Origin of the sequence: Mesorhizobium sp. M0195 (assembly GCF_040322115.1) — a bacterium.
Classification (GTDB): Bacteria; Pseudomonadota; Alphaproteobacteria; order Rhizobiales; family Rhizobiaceae; genus Mesorhizobium.
In genome coordinates, this window is sequence record NZ_JAMYSV010000001.1 from 193,010 (window position 1) to 205,826 (window position 12,817).

Below are 12,817 nucleotides of genomic sequence, written 5' to 3' on the forward strand. Positions count from 1 at the left end.
AACGACGCCATTCCAGCCGCGATCGTCGACTTTAGAGACTCATTCGCCGTTCGTAAATAGTCCGATTTGTCTGACATTTCCCGGAGCGGCAGGCAAGCTTCGGCTGACGGGAACCGTCCGATACCAAGCTGGCTTGCGTTCCGAACATGCGCGGTCCGACGTCGTCCGGGCATGATGGATTGACGTTATAGTGATGCCAGATATTAGTAAAGAGTATTAGTTGGTCGAGATTCTCGCCACAAGGGAGAGGCCTTCCAGTCGTTGCTGCTTGGGATTGGCGACTAAATTCGCCCAAAAGGGTGAATTATATCTATTAGTAGCGCTTTGCCTTATAAATGCGCAATTCGAGGGACCAACGACATGAACGAACCACTTCGGGATGCGGCCCTTCAGGGTACCAGGCGGCGCAAGCCGTCCGGGAAAAACCCCAAGGGCCGCGTTACCATGACCGACATTGCCAGGGTCGCCGGCTGTTCGCAGGCGACGGTTTCGTTCGTGCTCAACAACACGCCGGGCATCAGGCTGTCGCAGCAAACCCGAGAGCGGGTGATCGAGACGGCGCGAGCGCTGGGCTATTCGCCGCCGGTGTTTTCTGCCTTGCGAGCCCCGGTTGCCGCATTCGACGGGCTGGATGGCGTGATCGGCTTCGCCGTCGACCAGTTGGCGACCAGCCCGGAGGCGGTCGTCGCCATTGAAGGGGCGCGGCAAGCCTCGTGGAACGCCGGCAATGTAGTGTTGGTGGCGCAGACCATGGGCGACGAGGTGATGGAGCCCCGGGCCATCGCGGCACTGACCAAGCGGGGCATTTCGGCGCTGATCTACATGACCATCTTCACCCGCGAGATCGTCGCACCGGACTATCTCTACGGCCTCGACATTCCGGTCATCCTGCTCAACTGCTACACCGCCGACTATGCCTTCCCCGCCGTGGTGCCGAGCGAGATCGCCGGCGGCCAGAGCTCGACCCGGCACCTGATCAGCTATGGCCATCGCCGTATCGCCACCATCACCGGCGAGCCCTGGATGCAGGCGGCACAGGACCGGCTGAAAGGTTACCGCCGGGCGCTGGCGACGGCCGACATCCCGTTCGACCCGGCGCTGGTCGTCGAAGGCGATTGGTCAGCGAGCGCCGGCTATGCCGCGACCATCAAGCTCTTGGCGCTGAAGGACCGGCCGACCGCCATCTTCTGCCAGAACGACCGCACCGCGATCGGCTGCTACGAGGCGCTGAAGGAGGCTGGCCTGCACATCCCCCAGGATATTTCGGTGGTCGGCTATGACGACGAGGAGATCGCGCGGCATCTGTTCCCGCCGCTGACGACGTCGATCCTGCCGCATATGGCGATGGGACAATGGGCGATCGAGCAGTTGGAAGTCCCCGCTGCTCCCGGTCGCGGCCGGAGCCGCTATCCCGTAACCAAGCTCGAATGCCCGCTGGTCGAGCGGGAGTCGGTTGGCGCCGTGGCGGGCTGAGGCGAGCGCGCCGGCGATCGACAGTTGCACAGGCTTGACATCAGGCCCGCCATATACCCGATTGATTTCATGAGATTGCAAAGCTGCTATAATTTTCAGGACTTCCGCCGGCTCGCAAAACAGCGCCTGCCAGGCCCAATCTTCAACTATATCGATGGCGGCGCGGACGACGAGACGACGCTGCGGCGCAACACGGCGGCTTTCGAGGACTGCGATCTCGTCCCCAACGTCCTTGCCGGCGTTGGACAGGTCGACATGTCGGTCACCGTCATGGGCCAGAAGCTGGCGATGCCGGTCTATTGTTCGCCGACGGCTCTCCAGCGGCTGTTTCACCATAGCGGCGAGCGCGCCGTCGCCGCGGCGGCGGAGAAGTTCGGCACGATGTTCGGCGTCTCGTCGCTCGGCACGGTCAGCCTGGAGGAAGTGCGCAAGCACAGGACGCCGCAGGTCTATCAGTTCTATTTCCACAGGGATCGCGGCCTGAACCGCGCCATGATGGAGCGCGCCAAGGCGTCCGGCGTCGAGGTGATGATGCTGACCGTCGACAGCGTCACCGGCGGAAACCGCGAGCGTGACCTGCGGACCGGCTTTTCCATCCCCTTTCGGCTTACGCTCGGCGGCATGATGCAGTTCGCGATCAAGCCGAGATGGGCTATCGACTATTTGACCCACGAAAAGTTCAGCCTGCCGCAGTTGGACGGCCATATCGATCTCGGTGGCGGAGCGCTTTCCATCAGCCGCTATTTCACGGAGATCCTCGACCCGTCGCTGGATTGGAAGGACGTCGAAGACATGGTCCGCTTCTGGAACGGCCAGTTCTGCCTGAAGGGGATCATGAGCGTTGCCGATGCCAGAAAGGCCGTCGACATCGGCTGCACCGGCATCGTTCTGTCAAATCATGGCGGCAGGCAGCTGGACGGCTCGCGCAGCCCCTTCGACCAGTTGTTGGAGATCGTCGACGCGGTGGGCGACAAGATAGACGTGATCATCGACAGCGGCGTCCAGCGCGGCACGCATGTGCTGAAAGCCCTGTCGTTGGGCGCCAAGGCCGTCGGCGTCGGGCGGTATTATCTGTTCCCGTTGGCAGCCGCCGGACAGGCCGGTGTCGAACGGGCGCTCGGCTTGATGCGATCCGAGATCGAACGTGGCATGCGGCTGATGGGATGCAGGTCGGTGGCAGAGCTTTCCAGGGAAAATGTGCGGTTTAGGTGAGGGAGCCAGGAAGCAAAGCATTTCGAAGTGCAGACCTATACCGATCTGGCGCCCGTTTCGAAGACGGCCTCGCCGGAAACAGCACCCGTATGTCCGCCCTCAAGCTGCGGCTGCGTGTAACGCGCTGTTAACGCCGTTCGGGAGTGACAGGATGTTGGCCGCAGTTCGAAGGTATAGTCTGCGTCTTGCCGTCAGTTGCGGAGGCGAAAATGAATTTGCTTCGGATTGCGCTCTTGTGCACGGCCATGATCGACCTTGGAATGCCGGCCGTTCACGCTGAGGATCGGCCTGTGCCGCCAAACAATAAAGCCGCAACAGCGCAGCCGCCCGTTCATTGTGAAGGCCAAAATTGTCTCCCGCCGGCGAAAGATCCCGTGCAGGAATGCACTGGCCAGGATTGCACGCCAGCTCCGCCGACTGAACCGGGCCCGGAGATCAAGCAGGCCGGCTGAGCAGCGTTAGCTGACGATCCCCTTTTTGGCATGGTAGCGCTCACGTCTCGCGACCTTCCGACCGGCGCCGGTTATTGTCGGACGGCTGTGAGCTCACCGCGCCCGAGAGGTCCCCTGAGGCGGGCCGTGCATTGGATTGATGGCGCGCCAGACAGGATGAAACTGGGAACCTCTATATTATTGTAGTGCCTATATAATTTCCGAAGCAGCGTCCGCCTTGCGCCAGGAGCCTACCTTGACGGATTGTCAGTTTTCGACTCGTTCCAGAAGTTCGGGTGCGAGCGCACTATGGCGCAAGGCGGCCACATTGCCGACCTTCCGCCCCCGATATTCCTTGCGAAGGATGATCCTGCTTTGAGGGCAACCATCGCCCATGACACAAAGGCTTCAACGTAGCGGCCCAGTCGGTCTTCTGCGGGGTCGCGCACGGACAGCCGTTCACTCCGGCAACCCGGCGAACCGCATGTGTTCGATCCAGCGGTCGAGGCTTCCGGGCGCGGTCCATATCTTCTCCCACTCCCTGCGTTGTTTGCTGATGGACTCGCCGGGCGAGTTCTGGAGGAAAACCCCTAGCGCTTCCTTTGCCTCCCGCTTGTTTCCCAGACAAGCGTGGATCCCCGCAAGCATTCGGTGTGCGCCGCTCGGGATTCTGGACATTTTCCGCATCGCCGTCAGCGCTGCCCGGCAATCGTTCTTTTCCCAGAGCGCCCAGCCCATCTGCCAGTGGAACCAGTCAGGGTGGAAAGGATCGATGCCCTTGGCCCGCTCGATCCGATCGATCGCTTCGTCCGTGCGGCCAACATAGAGCAGCACGTCCGTACTGTGGACGAGGATATTCGAATCACTGGGATTCAGGGCGATCGCCTGATCGTACCGGGCAAGGGCCTGCCCGATCTCGCCAGCTTCGGTGTGGATGCTGGAGCGGACATTATGCGTCTCGGCGTCGTCCGGAGCAAGCAGGATGGCCTTGTCGGCGTACACGGCGGCGCGTTTCAACACCTCATCCCGGTTATACTCCTGCTCGTGCCACCCGAACACCGCGGCATTGCGATAGGACCAGGCCAGCCCGATATAGCCGAACTGGGCGTTCGGATCCGCTTCGAGCGCTTTGAGGCTCAACTGCCGTAGCAACGCGTTCCCCGCGGCAGAGAAGTCCTTTTTGACCTCGACCTTCCCCATCAGGTAATAGCGGAGCGCGCTGACCTGCGCGGCATCGCTCTTTGGCAAGGGTCTCTGGATCCTCTGTCCGACCCGATCCGCAAGCGTGCGGATGATCTCCTCCTGGACGACGAAAAGATCGCCAATCTCCCGGTTGTAGGTGTTGGCCCAGAGATGCGATCCGTCATGCGCATTCAGCAATTGTGCGGTCACTTTCAGCCGGTCTCCGATCTTCTGCTGGCTGCCTTCGAGCAGGTAGTCGACGCCGAGTTCATCTCCAATCTGCCTGGCGTCGACCGGCTGGTCGCGGTACCTGAAACTCGAGTTCCGGGCGATGACGGCATAAGTCTTGCTCCGCGCAAGCTCGGTGATGATCCCCTCGGCGACGGCATCGCTGAGATATCCCACGTCCGCGCCGGTACTCATGTCGTCGAAGGGAAGGATTGCAATCCTGGGCATGTCCCTCGAACGAACCGGGGCGGCACGCCATATTTCCGCGCCGAAATACGCGCCGATCGCTGCCGCAACGAGGACGAGTGCAACAAGAATGAAGCCGCGTTGCGAAAATCGTGTCCTGGCGCGTTCCGTGCCGGCTGCGGCGTTTGGGTCCGCCGCGTCCGATGCATCGGCATTCAGCCGGTAGCCTCGCTTGGGGAAGGTTTCCACGATCACATGCCCGTCGTCCCCGAATGCGCGGCGAATATCGGCAATGCATTGGGTAAGGCTGTCGTCGGTCACGAAGGTATCGGGCCAAACCGCCTGCATCAGCACATCTTTGGACACAATCTCGCCCGGTCGCGCCGCGAGCGCATAGAGCACTTCGGCGGACTGGCTGCGGAGATCGACCGCTTTGCCTTCAACCGTTCGAAGTTCGTTGCTTTTGGTCAGGAAAACAAAACCGCCAAACGTGATCGTTTCGGCAGATTTCGGGTCAATTTCAGGAGCCTTTCGGGACATTTCACCCTCATGGCGCGCTCCCTAGCCTAGCCCATTCGGCCGCCGCATCCAAGCGATCCTGGCGGTGCTGGATTGGACAGGAGGCTGACATGAAACGGACCAGGTTCATCATCGCTCTCGCTCTCCTTTTGACAGCGCAAACGGCTGCAAAAGCGGACTCCCTTATTGTGAATGCAACCGCGCATGTTATTTCGCTTACATTTGCAAATGGCCGTATCGAAGAACGCCGAGAACAGAAACCCTTCGATACATACGCCCTCTGTCTCGCATGGAAACATCAGAACGAATTCCTTCCGCCGCATCCGCCTGCTTTTATTTCTTTCGTATATTGTACGCAAACAGAGGCGACGCTCGCATCATCCTGAGCACGAATGACTGAGGCGACGTTTCGCGGGGAGACGCGAATGTTTGGTACGAGCTGAGGCGGCGCCCCGGCGAAGAACCGCAAGATTCCAGAAATTTGGATCCTGCCCACGCGCATCATGGAATGTCAGTTTTTGTCCTCAATCCCGGCACAGATAAGATTCCTGCTACTTCCGCTCTCCACCCGTTGGCGACCTTGAAAGCCGAGGCGAGAATAGCCGGACTGGGCAACAGCGAACTGATGTACCCGGTTTTGTTCTGGGCCTGGAAGACCTCCCATGTCAAATCAGTGAATTACGAGTGGCGCGCCCGAAGAGATTCGAACTCCTGACCCCCAGATTCGTAGTCTGGTGCTCTATCCAGCTGAGCTACGGGCGCGCAACAGGCTATGCTTGGCATAGCCCCGCGATCCGATCCTGGCGACCGGCCGCGATGTGAGCTGTTCCCTAGCGGCTGAATTTGCGAAAAGCAAGCCGACCCTGGCCAAAAGTTTTGCAGTCATGCCTTGCCATCATGCGCCGGCCGGCGAAGGCAAGATCGCGTCACGCAGCGGCCGAGCCGACAGGTCGTAGTCTTGGATCGGTCATTTGCCAATCGGAACGGTCCGTAACGAAATGAGCCGTTGCACGGCGGCCGAGCCGATGGCTCGTAGTCTCGGACCAACGCTTCGCGAATTAAAACGATCCGTAACGATACGGTTCGTTACGCCGGGCGGCGCAGCCCGTTGCGGGCCTGGTCGAGCCGGACCGGCTGGTCGGGAATGGTGACCGCGAATGTGGTGCGGCCGCCGATCGATTCGACCAGCTCCACCGTGCCGCCATGGGCGCGGATCAATTCATGGGCGATCGCCAGGCCAAGGCCGGTGCCGCCGCTGCGGGCCGAGCCGCGAAATGCCGCGAACAGGTTTTCTCGCGCCTTTGGCGGCAGGCCGGGGCCGGTGTCGGTGACGACGATGCGGCTGACGCTGCCGATGCGCTCGGCCGATATGGTCAGGCGGCGCACCACGGCGCTCTCGGTGTCCGCCGCCATCGCCTGCACGGCGTTGCGGCTAAGATTGGTGAGCACGCGGAACAGCTGGTCGGAATCGGCATCGACCTCGAGCACCGGGTCGACGGCGTTGACGAATTCGATGCCGCATTCGATATCGAGCAGGCCCTGGACGTCTTCGACCAGCTGACGCAGCCGCAGCCTGCGGCGCGACGGCGGCGGCTCCTGGGTGCGGCCATAGGCCAGCACGCCCTCCGAATAGGACACCGCACGGTCGAGCGCGCGCAGCAGTTTTGGCGCGAAGGCCTGCACGGTCGGGTCCTTGACCTGGCGCAGGCGGTCCGACATCAGCTGCGCCGAGGCGAGAATGTTGCGCATGTCGTGGTTGATCTTCGACACGGCCAGGCCGAGATCGGCCAGGTGCTTCTGCTCGGTCAGCATCTTTTGCAGCCGCTCCTGCATCTGCGACAGTTCGCGTTCGGCGACGCCGATCTCGTCGGCCCGTGCGGCGGGGTGAATGATGCGGCCGGGATCGTCGGGCGCCTCGGAAAAGGACAGCATCGAGCGTGTCATCGTCCTGATCGGGCCGATCATGATCAGGTCTATCGCGGCATAGACCAGCATGGCGGTGAACAGCGAGATCAGCAGCGAGACGAAGGCGACGTTGCGCGAATAGATCAGCATGGCATTGCGCAGGCGGTGGTCGGGCATGATCAGCTCGAATTCCTTGTCGCTGTCGCCGACCGGCCCGAAAACGCGCAGCATGCGGTTGCCGCCGAAGAACAGCGTGTCCAGCGCGCCGGTCATGCCCTTGATCATGCCGACATTGGCGATATCGATATGCTCGTCGACCTGCGGCGGCATTTCGGCCACGACCAGAAGCCGCGAGACGCCGCCGTCGCGCACGGCGATCGCCTTGGCGCCGATCGCCATCAGTACGTCGTTCTGGGCGGCACGCGACAGCGAGGCAGGTTCGCCCTGCACCAGGACGATGGAAACCGCGGCGGCGGTGCTCAGCCTCTCCTTCAGCCAGCTCAGCCTGTAGCTGGCGATCCAGGGCACGAAGATGAGGATTTCGGCCAAGAGCACGAAGACGATGGTAAGCAGCAACAGCTTCGTCGACAGGCCGCGCGCCAGCGGCACCCTGCGGGTGGCGGCCTTCGCCCGGGCGATGCTTTCGTCGGTTGCTGGGACTTCACTCATGCTCGTCGTCACGGCTGCCTGTCATCACGGCTGCTTGTCTTAAGGACTGCTCGTCTTCACGATCGCTTGATCGGGCAAGATTAGGCGATTGCGGCTTTTTTGCCAAATTCATCCTTGGTCGAAGCCGGAAAGAGGCCGCAAGGACTTCCCTGCCAGTCCGACAACGCCGGCCCGACAGGCTGGATTGACTTCCAAAACCCTTCTTTCTATAAGCCCGCTCACGCTCGGGCCATTCGTCCCGGCGCGGTTTCGATCGCGCCAAAACCGGCCCGGCAAAGCTCCTGTTACAAAGTGACAGAATCAAGAAGGGCCGCACCCCGCGGTATTTAAACAAATGAAGCGTACTTACCAGCCGTCCAAACTCGTTCGCAAACGCAGGCACGGCTTCCGTGCCCGCATGGCCACCAAGGGTGGCCGCGGCGTCGTCGCAGCCCGCCGCAACCGCGGCCGCAAGCGTCTCAGCGCCTGAGCACCGAGCGAGAGACAAAATCGTTGCCCGCAACCGGCAAGCCAACGGGTGCCCATCCCAAGCGGCTTCTGAAGCGCGCGGAATTCCTGGCCGTCCGCCGTGGCGAAAAGCGCCGCGGGCGGCTTTTCCTCGTCGAGGTCCTGGGCCGCGGCGACGGCGAGGCGCCGCGTGTCGGCTATACCGTCACCAAGAAGGTCGGCAACGCCGTCGTTCGCAACCGCATCCGGCGGCGGCTGAGAGAGGCCGTGCGCACGCATGCCGCGGATGACATGGCGCCGGGCAATGATTATGTCATCGTCGGGCGCGAAGACGTGCTTACGACTCCGTTCGGCCAGTTGAAGGCCGAACTCTCCCGCAGATTGCGTGGAACACGATAGGCCAAGGGCTTCGATGGAAAACAACCGAAACTTCTTCATCACCATCGCACTGTCGGTGCTGATCCTGGCGCTTTGGCAATATTTCTACGTGATGCCGCGCAGCGAGATGCAGCGCGAAGCCGCCCGCATCGAAGAACAGCGCGTGGCGGAGCAGAAGAAGGCTGCCCAAGGCACCAGTCCGGGCGCGAGCGAAACGCCGGTGCAGCCGGGCGCCATTCCGAGCGCGCCCGGCGGCGACGCGGTGACGCCGGCCGGCCGCGAGCAGGCGATTGCTTCGACGAAGCGCGTCAAGATCGACACGCCGAGCCTCGAAGGTTCGATCAACCTCACCGGCGCGCGCCTCGACGATCTCCGGCTCAAGCATTACAGGGAGACGGTCGACAAGACCTCGCCCGAGATCGCGTTGCTCAACCCGGCGTCCCTGCCAAACGGCTATTTCGCCGAGATCGGCTTTTCCGGCACGCCGGATGTGGGCAGGCTGCCCGGCCCCGACACGGTCTGGCAGACCGACGGCAATGCGACGCTGACACCAGCGACGCCGGTCACGCTGACCTTCACCAACGACAAGGGCCTGGTTTTCAAGCGCACCTTCTCGGTCGACAGCCAATATATGTTCACCGTATCCGACACGGTCCAGAACGGCGGCTCGGCACCCGCGACGTTGTCGAACTATGGCCGAGTCACCCGCTTCGACAAGCCGGCTATCGCCAGCACCTATGTGCTGCACGAGGGCCTGATCGGCGTTACCGGAAGCGAGGGCCTGCAGGAATACAAATACTCCAGCGTCGAATCGGACAAGGAGTACAAACCAGGCAAGTCGAGCGACGGCTGGCTCGGCATCACCGATAAATACTGGGCGGTGACCCTGGTGCCGCCGAGCGGCCGCGAATTTCAGCCCAAATTCGCTTATTTCGAGTTCAAAAGCGGACCCCACCCGCATAGCTACCAATCCGATTTCCTGTCCGATCCGGTCACAATCGCTCCCGGGCAATCGACGACCGTGGAGTCGGAGATATTCGCCGGCGCCAAGGAAGTTTCGACGATCAACGCCTATGAAAAGGACCGTCATATTCGCCAGTTCGACCTGCTGATCGACTGGGGCTGGTTCTATTTCATCACCAAGCCGATGTTCTGGCTGATCGACACGCTCTACAAATTCTTCGGCAATTTCGGCCTGGCGATCCTCGCCACCACCGTCATCGTCAAGGCGCTGTTCTTCCCGCTCGCCAACAAGTCCTATGCGTCGATGGCGAACATGAAGAAGGTGCAGCCCAAGATGCTCGAGATCCGCGAGAAATACGCGGACGACAAGATGAAGCAGCAGCAGGCGATGATGGAGCTGTACAAGACCGAGAAGATCAATCCGCTCGCCGGCTGCTGGCCGGTGGCGTTGCAGATTCCGGTGTTCTTCTCGCTCTACAAGGTGCTCTACATCACCATCGAGATGCGGCACGCGCCGTTCTTCGGCTGGATCCAGGATCTGGCGGCGCCGGACCCGACATCGATTTTCAACCTGTTCGGGCTGATCCCGATCACCTTGCCGCACATGCTGATGATCGGCGTCTGGCCGCTGATCATGGGCGTGACGATGTTCCTGCAGATGCGCATGAACCCGACGCCGCCGGACCCGACGCAGGCGGCGATCTTCACCTGGATGCCCGTGATCTTCACCTTCATGATGGCGGGTTTTCCGGCCGGTCTCGTTATCTACTGGGCCTGGAACAACACGCTGTCGATCCTGCAGCAGGGCGTGATCATGAAGCGGCAGGGCGCCAAGATCGAACTGTGGGACAATCTGGTCGCGCTGTTCCGCAAGAAACCGTCGCCGGCGGAATAGCCGGCGCTCCGATGATGCGAAACCAGAAAGCCCCGGTTCGTCCGGGGCTTTTTGTACAGGCTGGCGGTCTGGATTAAGCGATTGGTACGGCCGGGCGGATCGCGCTATTTTGACCTGGCTGGCAGTTGCCCGACGGAGCTCGATATGACCGGACCCAATCCATCGATCAAGCATCCGATCCCGTTGCACACGCGCGTCGGCTTTCTGAAACCGCTGGTAACGGCGCCGAACATCGAGATCGGCGATTTCACCTACTATGACGACCCTGACGGGCCCGACAAATTCGCCGAAAAATGCGTGCTGCATCATTACCCGTTCATCGGCGACAGGCTGGTCATCGGCAAGTTCTGCGCCATTGCCGAAGGCGCGCGCTTCATCATGAACGGCGCCAATCACGCCATGTCCGGTTTTTCGACCTATCCGTTCAACATCTTCGGTCACGGCTGGGAGGAAGGCTTCGACCCGGCGACATGGTCGAAGGAGGTCCGCGGCGACACGATCGTCGGCAATGATGTCTGGATCGGCATGGAAGCGGTGATGCTGCCGGGCGTGAAGATCGGCGACGGCGCCATTGTCGCGGCAAAGTCGGTGGTGACGCACGATGTGCCGGCCTATGCGATCGTCGCCGGCAATCCGGCCAAGGTGGTAAAGATGCGCTTCGACGACAGGACCATCCGGCGGCTGCTGGCGCTGGCGTGGTGGCACTGGCCGGTGGAAAAGATCAGCCGCAATCTCGATGCCATTCGTGGCAGCAACATTTTTCTTCTGGAGGCAGCGGTTTGAACGCGTTGAACAAGACCACGATCGGCATCGAATTGTTCACGCGAGCCTGGATATTCATCCGCGGCGTGCCGGCGATGAAATTCCTGCCGCCGGAGGGTCCGCCCGAGATCGCCTTTGCCGGCCGCTCCAATGTCGGCAAATCGTCGCTGATCAACGCGCTGGTCAACCAGAAGGGGCTGGCGCGCACCTCCAACACACCGGGCCGCACGCAAGAACTCAACTATTTCGTGCCGGGCGGATTTTCGGGAGAGGGCGCCGACCTGCCGCCGATGGCCCTGGTCGACATGCCGGGCTATGGCTACGCCACGGCGCCGAAGGAAAAGGTCGACGAGTGGACGAAGCTCGTGTTCGACTATCTGAAGGGCCGGGTGACGCTGAAGCGCGTCTACGTGCTGATCGATGCCCGCCATGGCATCAAGGCCAAGGACGACGAGGTGCTGTCGCTGCTCGACAAGGCGGCGGTGTCGTATCAGATCGTGCTGACCAAGACCGACAAGATCAAGGCGGCGGGGGTACCGCGACTGGTCGAGGAAACGCTTCAGAAGATCAAGAAACGCCCGGCGGCCTTCCCCTTCGTGCTCGCCACGTCGTCGGAAAAGAGCGAGGGCCTCGAGGAACTGCGTGCGGCGATCGTGCTCGCCGCCAATGGCGGATAGGCAACGGCCTCCGACGGCTGGTCAGGCGGGACTGGAGGCCCGTTCCTGCTCTGCAAGCTGTTCTGTGCCGTAGGCCTTCAGGAACACGTCGACGCCCGACCTGACGATATGTTCAATCTCGGCCACACTTGGCGCCTTGGTGCGATAGGCGAATATGCACTGGCGGAAAAGACCGGCCAGGCACAGTTCGGTGAACTGATAGGCGGCAAGCTCGACGTCGTCGATCTTCAGCAGGCCACGTTCGATAGCCATGTTGAGGAAAACGACAACCCTGTCATGGCCGCGCTTCGGCCCGCGTTCGTAAAATCGCGCGCCAAGCTCCGGAATCCGTTCCGACGCACCGATCACCGTCCGCTGCGCCAGGATGACCCTGGCCGAAGTGATCTTCATGGATAGCACGATGCCGAACTTCACCAGCGTCTGGCGAAGGTCGCCGATCTGGTCGAGCACCTCATACATATTCTTGAAGATCGTGCCGCGTTCTTCCTCGATCAGCGCTTCGAACAGCTCTTCCTTGTTGGCGAAGTAGACATAGATCGTGCCCTTGGACACGCCGGCCTCGCGCGTAATGTCGTTCATCGACGCGGCTTCGAAGCCCTTGTCGATGAAGACACGGCGCGCACCCTCGATGATCTGGCTTCGCTTGACCGGGTCTTGCCCCGCGGCCGGGCGGCCGCGCGGCAGACTGTCCAGCAGATCGCACTGCTCCTTGCCAGCGCTGGACAATGGGCCTGAATCAGACAAAGGAGCGGCCTTGGGGGCTTCGGCCATAATGTCACACCTCGTAAAATAATTCGAACCATCCGGTTCGATTGCTCTTGATATGGGCCTGTTTAAGCGCTAAGTCAATGTCGAGATCGAACCGAACGGTTCAGTCTGACAACATTCAG

Annotated in this window: 11 protein-coding genes and 1 tRNA gene; 8 read left to right on the plus strand and 4 right to left on the minus strand. The window is 61.4% G+C overall.

The window, feature by feature from the left end; translation table 11 throughout:
• The first annotated feature begins 360 nt into the window (after positions 1-360).
• Together NKJ12_RS00940 and NKJ12_RS00945 are read left to right on the plus strand one after the other, a co-directional pair.
• Positions 361-1,473 carry a LacI family DNA-binding transcriptional regulator gene (locus NKJ12_RS00940; protein ID WP_352700987.1) on the plus strand — a complete coding sequence of 371 codons (1,113 nt, stop codon included), beginning with the start codon at positions 361-363 and terminating at the stop codon, positions 1,471-1,473.
• Between the two features lie 69 nt (positions 1,474-1,542).
• Positions 1,543-2,685 (plus strand): alpha-hydroxy acid oxidase, encoded by a 1,143-nt coding sequence (locus NKJ12_RS00945; protein ID WP_352700988.1) that lies wholly within the window; start codon positions 1,543-1,545, stop codon positions 2,683-2,685.
• An 890-nt stretch (positions 2,686-3,575) separates the two neighbouring features.
• Here NKJ12_RS00945 and NKJ12_RS00950 read toward each other — a convergent pair.
• On the minus strand, positions 3,576-5,252 hold the full coding sequence (locus NKJ12_RS00950; RefSeq protein WP_352700989.1) for a winged helix-turn-helix domain-containing tetratricopeptide repeat protein: 1,677 nt from the start codon (positions 5,250-5,252) through the stop codon (positions 3,576-3,578).
• Positions 5,253-5,341: 89 nt separating this feature from the next.
• On the opposite strand from NKJ12_RS00950, the gene NKJ12_RS00955 reads away from it, so the two are divergent.
• The gene (locus tag NKJ12_RS00955; RefSeq protein WP_352477054.1) at positions 5,342-5,617 is read left to right on the plus strand and encodes a hypothetical protein; all 276 of its coding nucleotides are present in this window, start codon (positions 5,342-5,344) and stop codon (positions 5,615-5,617) included.
• A 299-nt stretch (positions 5,618-5,916) separates the two neighbouring features.
• On the opposite strand, the gene NKJ12_RS00960 is transcribed toward NKJ12_RS00955, so the two are convergent.
• Both NKJ12_RS00960 and NKJ12_RS00965 read right to left on the minus strand, forming a co-directional pair.
• Positions 5,917-5,993, minus strand: a tRNA-Arg gene (locus tag NKJ12_RS00960).
• A gap of 324 nt (positions 5,994-6,317) precedes the next feature.
• On the minus strand, positions 6,318-7,805 hold the full coding sequence (locus NKJ12_RS00965; RefSeq protein ID WP_352700990.1) for an ATP-binding protein: 1,488 nt from the start codon (positions 7,803-7,805) through the stop codon (positions 6,318-6,320).
• Between the two features lie 334 nt (positions 7,806-8,139).
• On the opposite strand from NKJ12_RS00965, the gene rpmH reads away from it, so the two are divergent.
• From rpmH to yihA, 5 genes are all read left to right on the plus strand, one after another.
• Positions 8,140-8,274 carry a 50S ribosomal protein L34 gene (gene rpmH / locus NKJ12_RS00970; RefSeq protein ID WP_008833937.1) on the plus strand — a complete coding sequence of 45 codons (135 nt, stop codon included), beginning with the start codon at positions 8,140-8,142 and terminating at the stop codon, positions 8,272-8,274.
• 23 nt (positions 8,275-8,297) lie between these two features.
• Positions 8,298-8,651 (plus strand): ribonuclease P protein component, encoded by a 354-nt coding sequence (gene rnpA, locus NKJ12_RS00975; RefSeq protein WP_352477053.1) that lies wholly within the window; start codon positions 8,298-8,300, stop codon positions 8,649-8,651.
• Positions 8,652-8,664: 13 nt separating this feature from the next.
• A complete protein-coding gene (gene yidC / locus NKJ12_RS00980) occupies positions 8,665-10,488 on the plus strand; it encodes a membrane protein insertase YidC (protein ID WP_352700991.1) in 1,824 nt (607 codons plus the stop codon).
• A 144-nt stretch (positions 10,489-10,632) separates the two neighbouring features.
• Positions 10,633-11,271 (plus strand): CatB-related O-acetyltransferase, encoded by a 639-nt coding sequence (locus NKJ12_RS00985; RefSeq protein WP_352452996.1) that lies wholly within the window; start codon positions 10,633-10,635, stop codon positions 11,269-11,271.
• Positions 11,268-11,927: a ribosome biogenesis GTP-binding protein YihA/YsxC gene (gene yihA, locus NKJ12_RS00990; RefSeq protein WP_352472343.1), complete on the plus strand. Its 660-nt coding sequence runs from the start codon at positions 11,268-11,270 to the stop codon at positions 11,925-11,927. The genes NKJ12_RS00985 and yihA overlap by 4 nt, the downstream gene beginning before the upstream one ends.
• 21 nt (positions 11,928-11,948) lie before the next feature.
• On the opposite strand, the gene NKJ12_RS00995 is transcribed toward yihA, so the two are convergent.
• Positions 11,949-12,698, minus strand: coding sequence for a TetR/AcrR family transcriptional regulator (locus NKJ12_RS00995; RefSeq protein WP_352506014.1), 750 nt, complete (start codon positions 12,696-12,698; stop codon positions 11,949-11,951).
• Positions 12,699-12,817: the final 119 nt, after the last annotated feature.